General features: G+C 69.5%; 15 protein-coding genes. 14 read left to right on the top strand and 1 reads right to left on the bottom strand.

Translation table 11 applies throughout. The annotated features are described in order from the left end of the window. Window positions 1–5: 5 nt before the first annotated feature. The 4 genes from FZ983_RS17615 (at window position 6) to FZ983_RS17600 (ending at window position 4,783) form a co-directional block, all read left to right on the top strand. A complete protein-coding gene (locus FZ983_RS17615) occupies window positions 6–1,079 on the top strand; it encodes a branched-chain amino acid ABC transporter permease (RefSeq protein ID WP_149224800.1) in 1,074 nt (357 codons plus the stop codon). A gap of 53 nt (window positions 1,080–1,132) precedes the next feature. After that, window positions 1,133–2,413, top strand: a complete 1,281-nt coding sequence (locus FZ983_RS17610; protein WP_149224799.1) for an ABC transporter substrate-binding protein — start codon at window positions 1,133–1,135, stop codon at window positions 2,411–2,413. Between the two features lie 146 nt (window positions 2,414–2,559). After that, the gene (locus FZ983_RS17605; RefSeq protein WP_042696924.1) at window positions 2,560–3,342 is read left to right on the top strand and encodes an ABC transporter ATP-binding protein; all 783 of its coding nucleotides are present in this window, start codon (window positions 2,560–2,562) and stop codon (window positions 3,340–3,342) included. 211 nt (window positions 3,343–3,553) lie between these two features. After that, a complete protein-coding gene (locus tag FZ983_RS17600; RefSeq protein ID WP_149224798.1) occupies window positions 3,554–4,783 on the top strand; it encodes an AMP-binding protein in 1,230 nt (409 codons plus the stop codon). 144 nt (window positions 4,784–4,927) lie between these two features. Here the strand turns inward: FZ983_RS17600 and FZ983_RS17595 are convergent, their stop codons facing one another. After that, a complete protein-coding gene (locus tag FZ983_RS17595) occupies window positions 4,928–5,551 on the bottom strand; it encodes a glutathione S-transferase family protein (protein WP_149224797.1) in 624 nt (207 codons plus the stop codon). A 340-nt stretch (window positions 5,552–5,891) separates the two neighbouring features. Between FZ983_RS17595 and FZ983_RS17590 the strand changes: the two genes are divergently transcribed. From FZ983_RS17590 to pelF, 10 genes are all read left to right on the top strand, one after another. Beyond that, window positions 5,892–6,281, top strand: a complete 390-nt coding sequence (locus tag FZ983_RS17590) for a response regulator (protein WP_149224796.1) — start codon at window positions 5,892–5,894, stop codon at window positions 6,279–6,281. 116 nt (window positions 6,282–6,397) lie between these two features. Then, on the top strand, window positions 6,398–7,339 hold the full coding sequence (locus tag FZ983_RS17585; RefSeq protein WP_149224795.1) for an SDR family oxidoreductase: 942 nt from the start codon (window positions 6,398–6,400) through the stop codon (window positions 7,337–7,339). Window positions 7,340–7,379: 40 nt separating this feature from the next. Continuing rightward, the gene (locus FZ983_RS17580) at window positions 7,380–8,294 is read left to right on the top strand and encodes an endo alpha-1,4 polygalactosaminidase (protein WP_149224794.1); all 915 of its coding nucleotides are present in this window, start codon (window positions 7,380–7,382) and stop codon (window positions 8,292–8,294) included. Continuing rightward, complete coding sequence (locus tag FZ983_RS17575; RefSeq protein ID WP_247883805.1) at window positions 8,294–10,570, top strand: hypothetical protein; 2,277 nt, start codon at window positions 8,294–8,296, stop codon at window positions 10,568–10,570. The genes FZ983_RS17580 and FZ983_RS17575 overlap by 1 nt, the downstream gene beginning before the upstream one ends. Before the next feature lie 7 nt (window positions 10,571–10,577). Beyond that, on the top strand, window positions 10,578–13,616 hold the full coding sequence (locus FZ983_RS17570; protein ID WP_149224792.1) for a tetratricopeptide repeat protein: 3,039 nt from the start codon (window positions 10,578–10,580) through the stop codon (window positions 13,614–13,616). A gap of 310 nt (window positions 13,617–13,926) precedes the next feature. Then, window positions 13,927–15,384 carry a hypothetical protein gene (locus FZ983_RS17565; protein WP_247883804.1) on the top strand — a complete coding sequence of 486 codons (1,458 nt, stop codon included), beginning with the start codon at window positions 13,927–13,929 and terminating at the stop codon, window positions 15,382–15,384. Window positions 15,385–15,428: 44 nt separating this feature from the next. Beyond that, window positions 15,429–16,073, top strand: coding sequence for a hypothetical protein (locus FZ983_RS17560; RefSeq protein ID WP_149224791.1), 645 nt, complete (start codon window positions 15,429–15,431; stop codon window positions 16,071–16,073). Between the two features lie 14 nt (window positions 16,074–16,087). After that, window positions 16,088–17,524 (top strand): GAF domain-containing protein, encoded by a 1,437-nt coding sequence (locus FZ983_RS17555; RefSeq protein ID WP_149224790.1) that lies wholly within the window; start codon window positions 16,088–16,090, stop codon window positions 17,522–17,524. After that, window positions 17,521–18,642 (top strand): tetratricopeptide repeat protein, encoded by a 1,122-nt coding sequence (locus FZ983_RS17550; RefSeq protein WP_149224789.1) that lies wholly within the window; start codon window positions 17,521–17,523, stop codon window positions 18,640–18,642. The genes FZ983_RS17555 and FZ983_RS17550 overlap by 4 nt, the downstream gene beginning before the upstream one ends. Next, complete coding sequence (gene pelF / locus FZ983_RS17545) at window positions 18,639–20,195, top strand: GT4 family glycosyltransferase PelF (RefSeq protein ID WP_149224788.1); 1,557 nt, start codon at window positions 18,639–18,641, stop codon at window positions 20,193–20,195. The genes FZ983_RS17550 and pelF overlap by 4 nt, the downstream gene beginning before the upstream one ends.

Below are 20,195 nucleotides of genomic sequence, written 5' to 3'. Positions count from 1 at the left end.
CCCCCATGGCGAACATCAGCATCATCCCGAGCGGCGATTTCAAGACGTCCTACGGGACCGACACCACCATCTTCCCGACGAAGACCAGCCGCAACTTCGCGATCCTGGGCGTGGTTCTGCTCCTGGCCTGCCCGGCCTTCATGGACCGCTACTGGCTCAGCCTGCTGATCCAGATCAGCTATCTCGGCATCGCCGCGCTTGGCCTGAACATCCTGGTCGGCTTCACCGGCCAGATCTCCATCGGCCATTCCGCCTTCTTCGGCTTCGGCGCCTTCGCGTCCGCCTGGCTGAACAACAGCCTGGGCGTTCCGGTGGCGCTCGCCATTCCGCTGGCGGGCGTGGTCACCACGTTGGTCGGGCTGCTGTTCGGCATGCCGGCGGCGCGGCTGAAGGGCCTGTACCTCGCCATCGCCACGCTGGCGGCGCAGTACATCCTGCAGGACTTCTTCGCCCGCGCCGACTGGTTCACCGGCGGCACCGCCGGCACCATCGCCGAGCCGCTGACCATCTTCGGCTTCGCCTTCGACACCGACGAGCGCTACTTCTACGTCGCGCTGGTGGCGATGGTCGTGATGTACATCCTCGCCACCAACCTGATGCGGACCCGCGACGGCCGCGCCCTGGTGGCGGTGCGCGACCATTACCTGTCCGCCGAGATCATGGGCATCAACCTGACGAAGTACCGGACGATGTCCTTCGGCATCTCCGCCTTCTACGCCGGCATCGGCGGCGCGCTGTACGCCCATTACCTGCAGTTCGTGTCGGTGGAGGGCTTCACCATCCTCTTCTCGATCCAGTTCCTGGGCATGATCATCATCGGCGGGCTGGGGTCGATCATGGGCACGCTGATGGGCACCGCCTTCATGGTCTTCCTGCCGGAGGCGATGCAGGCGCTCACCAAGCTGGTCAGCGGCACCGCCATCGATACCGCGCTGAACCTGAAGGACAACATCGCCTTCCTGCGCGAAATGTCGATCGGCCTCGTCATCATCCTGTTCCTGGTGTTCGAGCCCGACGGGCTGGCCCACCGCTGGAAGCAGATCAAGGCCTATTGGAAGCTCTATCCTTTCTCGCACTAAGACCCGACGCTTTGCCGGTCAACAAACAGAACAGAATGGGGAGTCAACGCACCATGTCGATCAAGACCGCGCTTTTCGCCACCTCCGCGCTCCTGCTGGCGACCACCGCCACCGCTTACGCCGACATTCCGGTCGGCCATCTGGCGGACCAGTCCGGCGCCACCTCCGACGTCGGCGTGCCCTATGCCCAGGGCGTGGCGGACGCGCTCGCCTACATCAACGCCAAGGGCGGCGTCAACGGCACCAAGCTGGCGGTCGACACCGTCGACTACGGCTATCAGGCGCCGCGCGCCATCAGCCAGTACAAGAAGTGGTCGTCCGGCAGCGACAAGATTGCGGCCCTGCAGGGCTGGGGCACCGCCGATACCGAGGCGCTGACCGGCTTCGTCGGCAAGGACGAGATCCCGGCCTATTCCGGCTCCTACTCCGGCCACCTGACCGACCCGACCGGCAAGGGCCCGCACGGCTCCAAGCCGGCGCCCTACAACTTCTTCTACGGTCCGTCCTACTCCGACGCCCTGCGCGGCATGCTGATGTGGGCGGCCGAGGACTGGAAGAAGCAGGGCGGCCAGGGCAAGCCGAAATACGTCCACATGGGCGCCAACCACCCCTATCCCAATGCCCCGAAGGATGCCGGCGAGCAGCTGGCCAAGGAGCTGGGCTTCGACGTCCTGCCGGCCGTGCAGTTCGCGCTGACCCCCGGCGACTACACCGCCCAGTGCCTGACGCTGAAGCAGTCCGGCGTCAACTACGCCTATCTCGGCAACACCGCCGGCTCCAACATCTCGGTGCTGAAGGCCTGCCAGACGGTCGGCGCCAAGGTGCAGTTCATGGGCAATGTCTGGGGCATGGACGAGAACGCCGCCAAGGCCGCCGGTGCGGCCGCCGACGGCGTGGTGTTCCCGATGCGCACCGCGGTGACCTGGAACGCCGAGGTGCCGGGCATGAAGACGCTGAAGGACATTTCCAAGATTTCCGACGCGGCCGGCACCGCCTACCGTCCGGTGCACTACATGGCCGGCGTCTGCACCGCCTTCTACATGAAGGAGGCGATGGACTGGGCGTCGAAGAATGGCGGCGTCACCGGTCCGAACATCCGCAAGGCGATGTACCAGAAGAAGGACTGGGTCCCGGCCGGGCTCGAGGGCGTCTGCGTTCCCTCGACCTGGACCGAGAACGACCACCGCGGCATGACGGCGGTCAACATCTACCGCGCCAAGGTCGGCGGCGATACCGGCGCCGGCGTGGACGAACTGGTCAAGGCCGGCACGATCAAGCTGGACAAGCTGACCACCGTCGACGTCCCGCGCAAGCCGGAATGGCTGGGCTGGTAAGTCCTTGAGTGCCCGGCGCCTCCGCTCGTTTCCGGCGGGGGCGCCCCCCTTCTTCCGAACAGTCCAGGTGCCGCATGCTGAACACCGCCACGGCCGCTTCGACCAACGCTCCAGTTGTGCCGCCCGTCACGGCGGCGAAGCGGATGATGCTGTCCGTCAACAACATCGAGGTCGTCTACAACGACGTGATCCTCGTGCTCCGCGGCCTCAGCCTGGAGGTGCCGGAGGGCGAGATCGTGGCATTGCTGGGCGCCAACGGCGCCGGCAAGTCGACGACGCTGAAGGCGATCTCCGGCCTGCTGAAGACCGAGGACGGCGAGGTCACCCGTGGCGACATCACCTTCAATGGCGAGCGCATCAACGGCATCGACCCCGACCAGATCGTCCGCAAGGGCATCTTCCAGGTGATGGAGGGCCGCCGCATCATCGCCGACATGACCTGTCTGGAGAACCTGCGCCTGGGCGCCTACACCCGCCGCGACAACGGGGTGAAGGACGACCTGGACATGGTCTTCAGCTATTTCCCCCGCCTGAAGGAGCGCACCGGCCTTGCCGGCTATCTCTCCGGCGGCGAGCAGCAGATGCTGGCCATCGGCCGCGCGATGATGGCCCGACCGAAGCTGATCCTGATGGACGAGCCCAGCATGGGCCTGTCGCCCCTGATGGTGAAGGAGGTGTTCAGCATCGTCCAGCAGATCAACAAGGACCTTGGCGTCACCATCCTGCTGGTGGAGCAGAACGCCCGCATGGCGCTGCAGGCGGCATCCCGCGGCTACATCATGGAGAACGGCAAGGTCGTGCTGGACGGCACCGCCGAAGAGCTGCGCAACAACGAGGACGTGAAGGAATTCTACCTCGGCGGCGGCAACGAAGAGCGCAAGAGCTTCAAGAACCTCAAGAGCTTCAAGCGGCGCAAGCGCTGGATTTGAGGGGGGAGGCGTCGGCTTTGATGCCCCCTCCCTAACCCTCCCCCGCTCTCGGCCGGCCGAAGGCCGGTCCGATCGCGGGAGAGGGGACTGCCGCCACTCCTTTGCAAAACTCCCGCAAAGCTCCTGCCCCCTCTCCCGCGGAGCGGGGGAGGGATGGGGAGGGGGCAATCCCCCGCGTCACCTCGGCCGACCCCTGAACGGACGAACGACCATGACCGATTTCTACGACGACCTCGAAACCCGTTCCTCCGACCGGCGCGAGGCCGAGCAGTTCGCGGCGCTGCCCGCCCACCTGCACCATGCCAGGGATGCGGCCCCCTATTTCCGCCGGCTGCTGGCGGAGATCGATCCGGCGGCGATCCACGACCGCGCGTCGCTCGCCACCCTGCCGGTGACGCGCAAGGCCGACCTGATCGCGCTGCAGCAGGAAAACCCGCCCTTCGGCGGTCTGGCGGCGGTGGAGATCGGGCGTCTGGCCCGCGTCTTCGCCTCGCCCGGCCCGATCCACGATCCGGAGCCGCATGGCACCGATCCCTGGCGCAGCGCCCGCGCGCTGTTCGCCGCCGGCTTCCGCCCCGGCGACCTCGCCCACAACTGCTTCGCCTATCATCTGACTCCCGCCGGCTCGATGTTCGAGACGGGCGCGCACGCCGTCGGCTGCGCCGTCATCCCCGCCGGCACCGGCAACACCGAGATGCAGGCGCAGGTCGTCGCCAGCCTCAAGCCGCGCGGCTATATCGGCACGCCCGACTTCCTGAAGATCATCCTGGAGAAGGGCGACGCGCTGGGGCTGGACGTCTCGTCCATCCGCATCGCCGCCGTGTCGGGTGGCCCCTATCTGCCCGACGCCCGCGCCTTCTACGAGGCGCGCGGGTTGGAGGTCTACCAGAGCTACGGCACCGCCGACCTCGGCATCGTCGCCTACGAGACCGCCGCCCGCTCGGGCTTGGTGGTGAACGAGGGCTGCATCGTCGAGATCGTCCGCCCCGGCACCGGCGACCCGGTTCCCGACGGCGAAGTGGGCGAAGTGGTGGTGACCATCTTCAACCCGGCCTATCCGCTGATCCGCTTCGCCACCGGCGACCTGTCGGCGGTGCTGCCGGGCACCAGCCCCTGTGGCCGGACCAACATGCGGCTGAAGGGCTGGATGGGCCGTGCCGACCAGACCACCAAGGTCAAGGGCATGTTCGTCCATCCGGGGCAGGTCGCCGAGGTGCTGCGCCGCCATCCCCAGCTCTCCCGCGGCCGCCTCGTCGTCGGGCGCCGGGACGCCAGCGACACCATGACCCTGCGCTGCGAGGCGGAGGAGACCGGAGACGCTCTCGCCGCCGCCATCCGCGAGACGCTGTCGTCGGTGACCAAGCTCAAAGGGGCGGTGGAGTTCGTGCCGCCGGGGAGTTTGCCGAATGACGGCAAGGTGATCGACGACACGCGGGGGTGAGTGTCGCAGCTCTGCCCCCTCCCCAGCCCTCCCCCGCTCCGCGGGAGAGGGAGTCAGCGCTTGAGCGGCGGAGTTCCCTCTCCCGCGTTAGCGGGGGAGGGCTAGGGAGGGGGCACCTGCCGCCAGAACCTCGTCAAACGACCCTCAGCACTCCGCATCCGCCGACGGCATCAGCTCGTACTGCGGCTTGTAGCCCGGCTGAGCGCGGATGCGTTCGGCCCAGGCCTGGACGTTGGGGTAGTCCTTCGCCTCGATGGCCGATTCGTTCAGCAGGTCGATCCAGGGGAAGGCGAAGATGTCGGCGATGGTCAGCCGTTCGCTCTGGATGAAGCTGTGGCCGGACAGATGCTCGTCGAACAGCTTCATGCCGCTGGCGGCGGAAGCGTCGAGCCAGGGCAGGGCGTTGGCGTCGCCGTTGAACTTGCGCACGGCCCGGGCGCGCTGGACCGGCAGAAGCACGTCGGCCAGCCAGCTCAGCCATTCGGCGATGCGCAGCTTCTCGGCGTCGTCGCGACCACCGAACTGCCCGGTCTGTTCGGCCAGATAGGTCAGGATCACGCTGGATTCGGAAATCGAATGGTCGCCATGCACCAGCGTCGGCACCCGGCCGAAGCGGTTGATCGCCTGGTATTCCGGCGACTTCTGTTGCCCATTGTGCAGATCGACATGCCGGTACTGGAACGGGATGCCGGCCAGCCGGAAAAACAGCGCCACGCGGGTCGCCGGCTGGGAATTCACGTTGCCGTAGAGGATGAAGGGCGCTGTCACGATGCTCTGTCTCCCTGGTTTGCGGACCCGCATGGTCCCGCCGGATGATCTTGCGGAAAATCGATCTCCGACTTTGCCGGGAGGATGGCCTCAACCGGACCGGGCGCGCCAGTGGAAAGCGCAGCCCCACTATTCATGGCACTCCTGCAACAAGTTTCACACAACATCGGTGAAAGTGCCCTTCTCCAAAGCTGTGGGCTGCTTGACCGGCGAAACCAAAAGCCGTAGACACTGAGTTGTATGTGAAATACCGCGTGGATATGCCGTGTGTGGTCCTGTGCGCCGGTCGGCGCCGCATGGCAGGCGGCACGGGGCGCGGAACCAAGGTCCGGATGGCAAGATGGTGGACACGGTCGAAAAGACGCGGACGATCCTTGTGGTCGAAGACAATGTGCTGATGCGCAAGCTCTTCGTCCGTTGCCTGGAGGAAGGCGGTTTTGCCGTGGTCGAGGCGTCCGACGCCACTTCGGTTCTGTCGCTGATGCGCGAGATGGCTCCGGATCTGGTGGTGATGGACATCGTCATGCCCGGCCTGTCGGGGCTGGAGTTGATCAAGCAGATCCGCGCCGATGGCGAACTCACCGCAACGCCGGTGCTGGCCGTGACCAACCTCGCCACCCCCGCCGACAAGCGCCGGCTGGCGGATGCGGGTTTCGACGGTCATGTCTCCAAGCCGATCAAGCCCAAGGAATTCCAGGCCACCGTCGCCGGTTTCCTGACTGCCGCCTGACCGCTGTTCAGCCGGGGAACACCCCCCTTCCGTGATTTCCGCCGTGGCGTGAGATCCGCCATGCCGGTGCTCGCGTAAGAACCACCACACACGCAAAAGCGGAGAGAGCAGCAGCGATGGCGCGTTATCTTGTTACCGGCGGCTGCGGCTTCATCGGCTCGCACCTGATCGAGCGGCTGCTGGCCGCCGGGCACGAGGTCTTGGTTCTGGACGACCTGTCCACTGGCAAGCGCGAAAACCTGCCTGGGGACGTGCCGGTGACGGTCGGCGACGTCGCCGACGCCGCGGCGGTCGAGGCGGCGATGGCCGGAACCGGCGGTGAGGGCGTGGACGGCTGTTTCCATCTGGCCGCCGTCGCCTCTGTCGACCGCTCGCGCGAGGCGTGGCTGGAAACCCACCATGCCAACCTGTCCGGCACCGTCGCCGTGCTCGATGCCGCCCGCCGCGCCAATCCCAAGGGGCCGGTGCCGGTGGTCTACGCCTCGTCCGCCGCCGTCTATGGCGACAATCCCGCCATGCCGCTGACCGAGGACGCGGCGACCCGCCCGCTTTCCGCCTATGGCGCCGATAAGCTGGGCTGCGAACTGCATGCGCGGGTGGCCGACATCGTGCACGGCGTGCCGACCACCGGCTTCCGTTTCTTTAACGTCTATGGGCCGCGCCAGGACCCGAAATCACCCTATTCCGGCGTCATTTCCATCTTCGCCGGCCGGATCGTGAGGGGGGAGCCGATCACCATCAACGGCGACGGCGAACAGGTCCGCGATTTCATCTTTGTAAAGGACTTGGTGCGATACCTGACCGCGGCGATGGACAACCCAAGGTCCGGCGCACCGGTCTTCAACGTCTGCACCGGCCGTCCGACTTCGGTCAATCGGCTGGCGGAGGTGCTGGCGGAGCTGTCGGGCCGGCCGCTCGACCGCCGATACGGTGCGGCGCGGCCGGGCGACATCCGGGTGTCCATCGGCGATCCGTCGCGCCTCGTCGCCGCCTTCGGCATGAGCTGCGACACGCCGTTGGAGGACGGGCTGCGCGAGACGCTGGCGTGGCTGGGCTGACCGTTCAGGTCGGGTAAGCGTCGGGAAGGGTTCGGCTGGCGTGATCGGTGGTCTGATCGGGCGGCGCGCTGTCGCCGTGGGGCTCGTGTCGGGTGCGGCGTCGCTGGCGTTGCCCAACCGCCCCCTGCGGGCCGCCGAAACCGGCCAAGCTTCCGGCTCTCTATCCTCCGCCGCTCAATCCTCAAACTCTCCTTGGGCGGTCTATTACGCCGATGCCGCCCCGCTGTCGGCCTTCCAACCCTATCGGCTGCTGGTTCTGGACAGCCGCACCCATCCGCCGCTCCAGCCGCTGGCCGACCGCGGCAAGACCCTGTTCGGCTATCTCAGCGTGGGGGAGGTGGAGACGCACCGCCCCTGGTTCGGCCGGGTGAAGGGATGGGGCATCCTGGACCAGGAGAACCCCAACTGGCCCGGCAGCTTCTATGTCGATGTCCGCGACCGCCGCTGGGTCAAGCTGGTGGTGGAGGAACTGGTGCCGGCGATCCTGCGCGAAGGCTTTCACGGCGTCTTCCTCGACACGCTCGACAATCCGCCGCATTTGGAGCGTACCGAGCCTAAGCGCTGGCGTGGCATGACCGATGCGGCGGCGGCCCTGGTGCGGGCCATCCGCCGCAACTGGCCGGACATCGGCCTGATGCAGAACCGCGCCTACGAGATCCTGCCGCAGACGGCGCCGCTGCTGAGCCATGTGCTGGGGGAGAGCGTCTATGCCGGCTGGGATTTCGCCGCCAAGCGCCCGCACCGCCAGAACGCCGAGGATTACCGGTTCCAGGTGGATGCGCTGAAGGCCGCCGGCGCGTTGAACCCGCGGCTCGGCCTGCTCACGCTCGATTACTGGGATCCGGCCGATACGGCGGGCGTCCGGGCCATCTATGCTCTGCAGCGGGCCAACGGCTTTTCCCCCTATGTCTCGACGGTCGAACTCGACCGCCTGATCCCGGAGCCGCCCCGGTGATGCGCATCACCAGAGTGACGGCGGCATTGGCGCTCGGCCTGCTGCTGCCGTGGGCCGCTCCCGCCATGGCGGCCGGCGCGCCGCCTGCGGCCGCAACCGCCTTGCAGGAGGTGCCGCGAACCATCCTGGCACTGGTGGACTTGCGCGAGGAGGAAACGATCCGCCTCGGCCGCATCCACACGATGGCGGAGCTTCCGCTGAACCATCTGGGCCTGTCCGTCGTCTATTGGAACGTCGCCGACGGCCTTCCCGACCTGTCGCGCTATCCGGGCCTTCGCGGCGTCGTCACCTGGTTTGCGGGGGATCCCTTCGCCGATGTCGGCGCCTACATCGACTGGGTGGCGCGGGCGATGGACCGCGGCGTCCGCTTCGCCGTGCTGGGCCAGCCGGGGGTGCGGCTGGAAAGCGGCGGCAGGCAGGTGCCGCTGGCGCTCGCCAACCGCTTCTTCGCCAGGTTCGGGCTGCGCGACGACGACGGCTTTTCCGACCTGACCTATAAATCCAAGCCGGCGCTGGCCGACGGGATGATCGGTTTCGAACGGCCGCTGTCGGGCGTGCTGCCCGGTTACCCGCTGTTCCGCAAGACCGATACGCGCGTTGTCTCCCATCTGGTGATGCGGCGGGCGGACGATCCGGCCAGCGACAGCCATCTGGTGGTGACCGGTCCGGCCGGCGGGCTGGCGGCCGAAGGCTACAGCCGCCATTTCGACGCCGAGTACAACCGGCGCCAATGGATTGTCGATCCCTTCGCCTTTTTCGGCGACGCCTTCGCCACCGACGACCTGCCGAAGCCCGACGTCACCACACTGTCGGGCCGGCGGATCTATTTCAGCCACATCGACGGCGACGGCTGGCGCAACGTGACGGAGGTGGCGCCCCATGCCGCCAAGCGCGTCCTGTCCTCCGACATGGTGCGCATCGCCGCCATCGAGCCCTTTCCCGATCTGCCGGTGACCGTCGCCCCCATCGTCGGCGACCTCGACCCGACCTGGAGCGGCACGCCGCAATCCGTTGAAGCGGCGAAGCGGCTGTTCTCCCTGCCGCAGGTCGAACCGGCCAGCCACACCTGGACCCATCCCTTTCAATGGGCCTTCTTCAAGGATTACAGCCGGCAGAAGGAAGCCCCATTCCTCGACCGCGACGGCACCTACCGCCCCGGCAAGGGCGACGAGCATGCGGCGGAGACGGCGGGCGAGGTGTCGGACATCGGCCGCTATGCCGTCCCGCGCGCCTATCTGCAGCAGCCCTTCGACCTCGACCAGGAGATCGGCGGCGCACTGGACTATTTCACCCGGTTGGCCCCCACCGGCAAGCGGGCGGTGCTGGTGCAATGGTCGGGCGATACGTCCCCATACGAGGCGGCGCTGGCGGCGGTCCGCAAGGCGGGCGGCGTCAACATGAACGGCGGCGACGCCCGGTTCGACGCCGATTTCCCGTCCATCACCGGTCTGCCGCCCGTCGGCCTGCCGGTGGGGGCGGAGCGCCAGATCTACGCCGCCGGCAGCAACGAGAACACCTATACCGACTTGTGGACCAACCGCTTCTACGGCTACCGCAATCTGGTCAACACCATGCGGCACGCCGGCGCTCCGATCCGGCTGAAGCCCTTCAACGTCTACTACCACATGTACAGCGGCCAGAAGGCGGCCAGCCTGAACGCGCTGGTCAGCGTGCTGACCGCCGCCCGTGGGCAGGAACTGGCGCCGGTCGCCGCCACCACCTATGCCCGCATCGCCGAAGGCTTCTACACCGCGCGGTTCGAGCCGCTGGAGGATGGGCGGCGCTGGCGCGTGCGCGACCGTGGGGCGTTGAACACGCTGCGTTTCGACCGGGCCAGCGCCACCGCGGTCGATTTCTCCCGTTCCACCGGGGTTCTGGGCCAGCGCCACAGCCAGGGCAGCCTCTATGTCGCGCTCGACCCCGCGGTGGCGGAGCCGGTGGTGGCGCTCGCCGAGGTCGACCGCGCCGACCGCGATCCGCCCGCGTCCGTGCCTTTTCTGGTCGAAGGGCGCTGGGCCTTCTCGGCGCTGGCGAGGGAGGGGGCGGGGGAGGGCGCAGGCTTCCGCGTCGCCGCCACCGGCTATGGCGAGGGCTCCATGGTCTGGCGGGTTCCCCGTTCCGGTCCCTGGACGGTGACGGCGGAACGCGACGGCACCGTTCTGTGGACCGGCAGCGCGACTGCGGATGAGGATGGCCGGCTGGCGCTGACCGTTCCGGTTTCCGGCATCGCCCCGCTGCTGCTGCGGCTTCGTCCCACCGTTGGTGTGGCGGGGTAGGGCGGCGATGCGTGCGAACATCCTGGTCGTCCTGCTGGTGCTGCTCGTGGGCATCGGCGCCAGCCTGCTGCTGATTCCACGCGGCGGCGAGCTTGCCCTGCAGAAATTCCGCGACCGCGATTACGACAGCGCCCGCGCCGTCTACGAGGAGCGCTATGCCGCCGGCGACCGCGGCGGCGCCACGGTGATGCCGCTGACCCGCCTGTCGCTGGTCCAGGGCGACGTGGAGCGCGCCATCGCGCTGACCGAGGAGTTCATCGTCGCCGAACCGTCCTCCATCGAGGCGCGCGAGCTGCTGAGCCGCCTCTACCAGGATGCCCAGCGGCCGGGCGATTACCTGGAAAACCTGACGGTCCTGGCGGAGCTGCGGCACAGCGCCGACCTTTACCGCGAACTGGCCTATGCCGCCGGGTTCCGCAACCGGATGGCGCTGAAGGCCGATGCGCTGGCCCGCTACTGCGCGCTGGCGCCCGAGGATGTCGATGCCCAGCAGGAGTTGGCCGCCCTGCTGGCGGCGCGTGGCGACCATGCCGGCGCGGTGGACCGGCTTCTGCGCGCCGACGACCGCGCCCGAGGCAACATCGGCGCCGACAGCCGCGAATTGCTGATGAGCCTGCTGATCGACCTCGGCCGGGCGGAGGATGCCTTCGGCCGCGCCCGGCGCTGGCTCGGCGAGCGGCCGACCGTCGCCGCCATGATCGGTCTGGCGAGCCAGCTGGCGGCGGCCTCCCGGCCGGACCTGGGCCTGCGGCTGCTTGAACCGCAGGTGATCGGGCCGCAGGTGATCGGGCTGGAAGGGACCGGTCGAAAGCCCGCGCTGGCGCTGGAGTTGGCGTACATCGACCTGCTGATCGCCGCCGACCGCCGGGAGGAGGCGCGGACCCGTCTGTCGGCCTTGTCCGGCCCGGTGGAGGACTCCCATTTCGGCCGGCTGCTGGCGCTGGAGATGAGTGCCGGGCAGGCGCAGGAGGCGTTGCGGGCTGCCAAGGGCCGTGATCTGCGTCTGGCGCCGGATTGGGTGCTGGCCGGGCTGGCCGAGACGGCTCTGCGCGACGGCGACCGCCCCTTTCTCGACCGCCTGCACCGCGAGTTGGGCGAGGGGTTCCTCGCCGATTACCCGGTGCTGGCGGCGAACATCGCGCTCGGCCGCGGCGATGCCGATGCCGCCGCGCGCTGGGCGGAGCGTGGTCTGGCCGGGAGCGTGCTGACTCTCGGTGACCGGCTGGCCGCCGTCCGCATTCTCGACCGCGCCGGCCGCCGCGCCGCCGCGTCCGCGGCCTTCGACCGTCTGGCGCTGTCCGCCCCTCTCCCCGACGATCAGTTGTCGGACGGCCAGTTGCCCGACGACCAGCTGGAGGAGTTGGCCGCCCTGTTCATCGACCTCGACCGCGCGCCGGCCGGCCTGGACTGGTTCGTCGCGCGCCGGCAGGGCAAGCCCTCTCCGGCGGTCGGGCAGGGGTGGGCGAGGCTGGCGGCCAAGGCCGGCGATCCGGATGCCGTCGCCGACTGGCTGGCCGCCCGGCCGGTGCTGCCCGTTGCCCTGTTGCAGGACATCGCCGGCAGCGCCGCCGAGCGGGCCGTCACCGACCGGCGTGCCGCTCCGCTGGCCCTGGCCGCCGCGCAGCGCGCCTTCGCGCTCGACCCCTCGCCGCGCAGCCGTCTGGCCGTCGCCGCAGCCTTGACCGCGACGGGAAAGCCGGCCGAGGCGCTGCCGCTGCTGGCCCCCCTGCTCGACCAGGGCGGTGCGGAGGTGGAGGCCGCCTACATCGCGGCGCTCGACGGCGCCGGCCGGTCGGAGGAGTTGGCCCGCCACCTGACCGCCAAGCTGGCGAGGGGCGGCCTGACCGACGCGGAGGAGCAGGGCATCGTCTACCTGCTGCTCGACCACAAGGCCTACCGCGCCGCGCTGCCGCTGCTGCGTGTGCGGGCGGAACGGCTGGGCGGCGATTGGATGGCGGCCTATGCCGATGCCGCTGCCAAGGCGAACGCGCTGCCCGAGCTTGCCGCGCTGCTGCAACGGCAGGCCGCCGTCGCCCCGCTGGCCGAGGCGGAGGATTCGCTCTATCGCGGCACGCTGGACAAGCTGGGCCGCAAGGCCGACCTGCGCCGCTACCTGCTGGCCCGCGCCGGCGACGACCGCCTGCCGGTGGAGCGGCGACGCGAACCGGCCTCCGCCCTGCTGGCGCTCGGCGACAAGGCAGGCGCGACGCAGGCCTTGCAGCGGCTGGCGGCCGATGAGGGGCCGCAGAGCGACGATTTCAAGCAGCTCGCCTATCTCTGGGGTCCGCGCCCGCCAGCCGCGGCGCTGGACTGGCTGGAGGCGCGGGCCAAGGCGGCGGCCGGCCCGGCAGCGCAGGCGGCTTGGTATGACCGTCTGGCCGAACTCGGTGGCGGAGCCCGCGTCACCGCCGGTCTCGCAACGCAAGCCGGCCCACCGGTTCAGCCGGCGCTGAAGGCGCCCTACATCGAGGCGCTGGCGTCGGCCGGCAAGGGCAAGGAACTGGCCGTCGCCGTGCGCGCCGCCCTGCGTGAGGAAACCGCGCCCGACCGCCTGCGCCGCTATGCCCGCCTTGCCGAACAGGCCGGCCAGCGCACTGCCGCCGGGGAAGCCTGGACGGCTCTGCTGGCGCGGATGCCGGAGGATGCCGACGCGCTGCGCCAGCTTGGCATGCTGGCCTATGACGAGAACCGCCTCGCCGACGCCGAGCGCCTGTTGCGCCGCTACACCGCGCGTGGCCCTGACGATTACGAGGCGCATTACTTCCTGGGCGAGGCGCTGACCGCCCTGAAGCGCCCGGCCGCCGCCGCACCCTTCTACCGCACCGCGCTGACCCAGCTCCGTGCCCGTAGTGGCCGGGGTGACGCGGCGGTCCAGACGGAGGCGAACCTGCTGAACCGGCTGGGCAAGGTCGATGACGCCGTCGTCCTGTTCGACTCCCTGCGCAAGCGCCGCCCCGGCGACCGGCAGCTGAAGGCGGATTATGCATCGATGCTGATCGAAAACGGACGACTGCCGGAGGCCCGCCGTGTCCTGGCTCTTCCGTAATCAATCCCCGCAATCCACCCCCTCTCCCCCCCGCTCCCGCGCAAACGAAGTTTGCCCTGACGCGACAGGCGGACCTCCGGTCCGCCGAAAGTGGGGAGAGGGAGGGGCCCCGCGCCATCGGCGCGGGGAGGGTGAGGGGGATGCGTGGCGTGACTTCCCGAGAATCCTCCTCACGCATCCCCCTCACCCTAACCCTCTCCCCGGGGGGGAGAGGGGATCAAAGGCACTCATACTTGTCTTCCTAACCCTCCTCCTTGCCGCCACCCCCATCCATGCCCAGCCGGCGCCATCCGCCGCACGCTTGGAAACGGTGCGGGAGGACCGCGCCGCCCGGCTCACCCTGGGCTGGACCGCTCCGGTCGCGACCGAGGTGGAGCGCCAGGGACGCGAGATCGTCCTGCGTTTCAGCCGACCGCTCGGTGAGGTCGAGCTCGACCGCGTGCCGGAGCGGCTGGAGTCCTGGATCGACAACATCCTCTACGGCTACGACAGCGTCGTGCTGGTCCTCGCCACCGACGTCACAGCCGACATCGCGGCGGACCCGAAGGGCGTCACCGTCGCGCTGGCCCGCGCCCCCGCCGTGGGCCCGACGCCGCAGGCCGAGGCGGCCGACCGGGCGGCCGGGCGCCGCATCGACTATTTCCGTGCCCTGGCCCTGATGGAAGGCGGAGAGGTCAGGCCGGCGCGGGTGCTGCTGCGCGACCTGCTGGCCCAGGACCCGCGGGATGCCCAGTCCACCGCCCTGCTGGGCCAAGCGGAGGAACGGCTCGGCCGCTGGCGCGAGGCGGTCATGGCCTATGACGGCGCACTGGAACTGACGCCCGATGAACCGTCGTTGGTCCAGGCCAAGGCGCTGCTTCTGCACGCGAATGCCGACCGCGTCCGCCTCGACGTCGATTGGCAGCAGGTGCGCAACGCCGACATGCAGCGCATCGCGCGGCTCGCCGGAGTGCAGGAGCTTGGCCGCTCGACCAGCCTGACCTGGGGGCTGGAACGGCGCGAGGTGGATGTCGACGCCGCCCAGCGCGCCGACGGCCGGCTGGAACCCTTTCATGGCGCGCGCACCCGTCTGGAGGCGGCGCTGGTCCATGACTGGCCGGAGCTGCAGCGCTCCACCCTGTCCATCTACGCCGCCCCGCGGACGCTGGGCGCCGGCTACACCCATGGCTGGCGCGACGAGGAGTCGGAAACCCGCGCCGGCTTCGCCTGGAGCGAGCCGAACTTCGCCTTCCTGGAGGGCATCGTCGGCGGCGGACGGCGCGACCGCCTGTTCCTGCAGCATGAGGAACGGCTGTCGGAGCGCTGGTCGCTGTCGGTCGGCGCCGGATACAACCGCTATGGGCTGGCCGGGGCCGCCGATCTGGCGCGCAGCGCCACGGTGGAGGGCTCCTTGCGTTATACCCTCAACGCCGCCGGGCCGCTGGCCAGCGTCGCCTATGTGCTGGATGCCGAATATGTCGGCCAGCGCGAGGAACGGCAGAACGCGGACGGACAGACCTATGTCCCGCTGCCGGCCGCGACGCGCGAGGTCCACGCGCTCCAGATCAACGTCGAGGACCATGTCACCGATTATGTCCGCTACGCCGCGCAGCTCGGCTATGCCTACGACCGACGGGGGCGCAGCGGCCCGCAAGGCGCGGTTTCCCTGGGTTGGGAGCCGGCGGACGGGCTGGAACTGGGGATTCGCGCCGCCCATGCCCGCTCCACCGCCCGCGGCACGGCCAGCGCGGTGAACAGCGCAGGCGTCACTCTGGTCTGGCGTTATTGACGGTGTGTCAACGTCTTCATGGTTAAAGGAAGGGAAACGCGGGAATGGGGATGCGTGACGCGATGGGGCCGACGGGCATGGGGATGAAAATCAAGGGAATACAGGCTTGCGGCGCGCTGCTGCTGGCCGGGCTGCTGCTGGCGGGGTGCAGCGTCGGGCGGATCAACAGCCGCGACTTCGCCCAGCCCGGTGCCGCGCTGCTGGCCGGCGCCACCGTCGCCGTTCTGCCGTTCGAGAACCTGACCAACCACCCCAACGCCGGCCAGATCGCCGCCGATCTCGTCTCCACCGAGCTGTACGGCGTCGGCAACGTCCGCACGGTGGAGGCCGGCCGCGTCCGCAGCCGCCTTGCGGCCCAGAAGTCCACCGACGCGGGTGCGGCAACGGCAACCGAAACTTCCGCCGATGCCCCGCTCGACGTGCAGGCCGCCGGCCGGGTGCTGGAGGTGGATGCGGTGCTGGCCGGTAGCGTATCGGAATACGGTTATCAGCATGGCCTGCGGGAGGAACCGGTGGTCGGGCTGAACGCCCGGCTGGTGCGGGTATCCGACGGTGCCGTTCTCTGGACCTCCAGCCAGTCGGAGGCCGGACGCGGCTATTTCAGCCGCGACAGCGTCAACAACGTCGCCCAGCGCGTGGTGGCGCGCATGATCGACAGCCTGCGGCCGGTGGTCGCCGCCACGCCCTGAGATTCGGTCCGACGATGAACAGCCCGCCCCCCTCCGTCCCGGCAGCCACGATCCCCGCCGACGGTGCGCCCCGCCGCCGCTGGTTCGGCCTGCGTCCGGTGGCACTGCTGGAGCTTGCGCTGTTTTTCGGCGTGGCGCTGGGGGTGGATGTCTGGCTCGGCTCCGGGCTGCGGTTCGAGGGGGTGCAGCCGCATCCCTTCTGGATCCCGGTCCTGCTGCTGGCGATCCAGTACGGCACCAACGAGGGCGTGCTGGCGGCACTGGCGGCGTCGGTGGCGCTGCGGCTGGGCAACGTGCCGGACGCCGGCATCAGCCAGGACCTGTACGACCATCTCTTCACCCTGACGCGCGAACCGATCCTGTGGCTGGTCGCCGCCGTGCTGTTCGGCGAGCTGCGCATGCGCCAACTGCGCGAGCGGGAGGAGCTTCGTGCCGGCCTTGCCACCGCCCGGCAGGAGGCGGAGGCCATCGCCCGGTCCTATCGCGCCTTGAAATCGGTGAAGGAGAGCCTGGAAACCCGCGTCGCCGGCCAGTTGCGCACCGTCTTCACCCTCTATCAGGCCGCCAAGTCCATCGACCGGCTGGACGAGGGGGAGGTGATGCTGGGCGTCGCCGACCTCGTCCGCACCGTCATGAAGCCGGAGAAGTTCTCGCTGTTCCTGCTGAACAACGACGTGCTGGAATCGGTGACGAACGAGGGCTGGGACGACGACAACGACACCTATGCGCGCTGGTTCGACAGCGGCACCACCCTGTTCCAGCAGGTGATCGCACGCCAGCGCCAGGTCTGCGTCAGCCGGGCCGAGGACGAACGCATCCTGGCCGGCGAAGGCGTTCTGGCCGGACCGCTGGTCAGCAGCGACACCGGCGAGGTTATCGGGATGGTGAAGATCGAAAGCCTGGGCTTCACCGACCTCAGCGTCAACACGGTCGAGAATTTCCGCATCCTGTGCGAATGGATCGGCACCGCGCTGGCCAAGGCGCGCCAGTACCGCGCCGCCAACGAACAGCGGGTGTTCACCGACGACGCGCTCTATTCTTCCACCTACATCGGCCGTCAGGCGGAGTTCCTGGCCCTGCTCGGCCGCCGCATGGGGTTCGAGACCACCGCCATCACCATCCGCCCGACCGGCATCGCCCGCCTGTCGATCGGCCAGCGGGCGGAGCTTGCCGCCGCCATCGGCGAGGCGGTGCGCGGCAGCCTGCGCGATACCGACCTCGCCTGCGATTTCGGCCATCAGGGAACGTCCTTCGGCGTCGTGCTGGCCGGTACACCGCTGGACGGCGCCCGACTGGTGGAGGCGAAGCTTGAACGGGCCGTCCGGCAGGCGCTTCCCGCTGCACTGGCAGGCATCACCATCGGCTTCACCACCCGGCGGATCGAAGCACCCGCGGATGGCCGGGTGGAGAAGCGAGTGGAGAGCCGGCTGGACGGGCAGGATGTGCAATGAGCGCCCCGATCCCGGCCGCTTTCGATGGTCTTCCCGGCGACCGGCCGTCCGCCGGCGTGGGCGAGTTGCTGCTGGTGGCGCCGGCCGCCGGTCTGCTCGACGCCGCGGTGGCGGCATTTGCCCTCTCGGGTCTTCCCTTCGCTCTGCCGGTCGGCGCGGCGCTGCATCTGGCGCTCTGCGCTTTTGTCGGGCTGTGGGTGCGCGGGCTGGCGCGGCGCGGGCGCGACCTGCGGCTGGCCGGGCTTCTGCTGGTCACCATGGTGCCGCTGGGGCCGGTCGGCGCCGCCTGCACCGTGGTGACCGCGGCGCTGCTGGCGCTGTTCAGCCGCTATGCGACCGGCTTCCAGGACTGGTATCTTTCCCTCTTCCCAGAGAGCGAGACCGGACCCGCGCGCGAGCTGTACGAGCTGATCGTCACGGGGCGGGAGAACGCGCACCTCGCCGCCGGCGAGTCCTTCACCGACGTGATGTGGATCGGCTCGCCGCAGCAGAAGCAGGCGGTGATCGCGCTGGTCGCCCGCCATTTCCGTCCCGCCTTCACCCCTGCGCTGAAGGCGGGGCTTGCCGATGCCGACCCGTCCGTCCGCGTCCAGGCCGCCACCGCCACCGCGCGGGTGGAGCATGAGTTCAACGAGCGCTGGCTTACGCTGGACCATGCGGCACGCGACCGGGCGGAGGACCCGAACGCGCTGGCCACACTCGCCCGCCATCTCGACGATTACGCCTTCTGCGGCCTGCTGGACGCCAACCGCGAGGCGGAGATCCGGGAAAAGGCGCTGGAGGGCTATCGCCGCAGCCTGGATCTGGCCCCGGACGACGACACCATCCGCCTCGACCTCGGCCGGCTGCTGCTGCGCTGCGGATTGGCGGCGGAGGCGGCGGCGCGGCTGGAACCGCTGGTCGACCGCACGCCCGACCGTCGCATTCTGTACTGGTATGCCGAAAGCCTGTTCCGGCTGGGTCGCTTCGCCGAGCTGCGCGCGCTTCCCGGCCGCCGGCCCGACCTGCTGGGCGACGAGGCGGACCTGCCCCACACCCTGCGCGACGTATTCGCCCTCTGGCGCGACGATCCGCCATCCGTCCCTCCGGCGACCGCCGCGAAGGAGTTGGCCGCATGACCAGCCGCTCCCTGCCCGAGGCGCCTTATGCCCCCAAGGCCGACGTCTGCCTGCTGATGGAGGGATCCTATCCCTATGTCGCAGGCGGCGTGTCGACCTGGACCCACGACCTGATCCGTTCCCACGCCGACCTGACCTTCCATGTCGTGGCGCTGGTCGCCGACCGCAGCGCGCGCCGGCTGGCCTACGAGCTGCCGCCCAACGTCACCGGCCTGACCCATGTCTATCTCCAGGACCCGCCCGCCGGCTGGCGCTGGCAACCCGGGACGGCGCGGCTGGTGGCGGCGCTGGAGCAGCCGTTGGGCCGGCTGCAGCAGGGCGGCGGGCTGGCGGAGGTGGCCGAGGTGCTGCGGCTGCTGGCGCCACGGCGCGGCCGGGTCGGCAAGCGGGCCCTGCTGAATTCCGAGGACGCCTTCCAGATGGTGGTGCGCATGTGCCGGGCCGCCCTGCCGGACGCCTCCTTCCTCGAATATTTCTGGGGCAGCCGCGCGCTGATGAGCGGGCTGTTCGCCACGCTGCTGGTGCCGATGCCGCGGGCCTCCGTCTACCATGCCGTCTCCACCGGCTATGCCGGGCTGTTCGCCGCACGGGCGAGGCTGGAGACCGGGCGGCCAGCGCTGCTGACCGAACACGGCATCTACACCAACGAGCGGCGCATCGAGATCCTGATGGCCGAATGGCTGTTCGAGGGGGGCGACACCTCCCTGGTGCTCGACCGGAAGAAGCGCGATTTGCGGGATCTGTGGTTGGACACCTTCGCCAGCTACTCCAAGGCCTGTTACGACGCCTGCGACCGCATCATCACCTTGTACGGCGGAAACCAGGAGTTCCAGCGCCGCCAGGGTGCCGATCCGGCCAAGCTGATGATCGTGCCCAACGGCATCGACTATGCCGGCTATTCCCAGGTCCGCCGCGACCCGGAGCCGCGCCCGCCGACCATCGCGCTGATCGGCCGCGTCGTGCCGATCAAGGACGTGAAGACCTACATCCGGGCCGCATCCATCCTGCGCGAGGACATCCCCGACCTGAAGGCGATGATCCTCGGGCCGCTGGAGGAGGATCCCGGCTATGTCGAGGAATGCCGTACCATCGTGACGCATCTGGGGCTGGAGCAAACGGTGATCTTCGCCGGCCGGGTCAAGCTGACCGACTGGCTGGGCCGGGTCGACGCCATCGCGCTGACCAGTGTCAGCGAGGCGCAGCCGCTGGTGATCCTGGAGGCCGGCGCGTCCGGCGTGCCGACGGTGGCGACCGACGTGGGATCCTGCGCCGAGCTGCTGCTGGGCCGCCCGGACGAGGTTCCGCCGCTGGGGCCGGGCGGGGCGGTGACGCCGCTGGCAAGCCCGCTCGACACCGCGCGGGAGCTGCGCGCGCTTCTGCTCGACCGCCCCTGGCGCGAGCGCTGCGCCCAGGCCATCGCCCGGCGCGTCGCCCGGTCCTACGACAAGGTCGCCATCGACCGCATCTACCGCGCCATCTATGACGAGCACATCGCCATGCCGACACGGCCGACGCTTGAGCAGCCCGATTTCCAGCTGAGCGGAGCAGCCTGA

The sequence above is a fragment of the Azospirillum sp. B21 genome (genome assembly GCF_008364825.1).
Taxonomy (GTDB): domain Bacteria; phylum Pseudomonadota; class Alphaproteobacteria; order Azospirillales; family Azospirillaceae; genus Azospirillum.
This window is presented reverse-complemented; position numbering and strand designations above follow the sequence as displayed.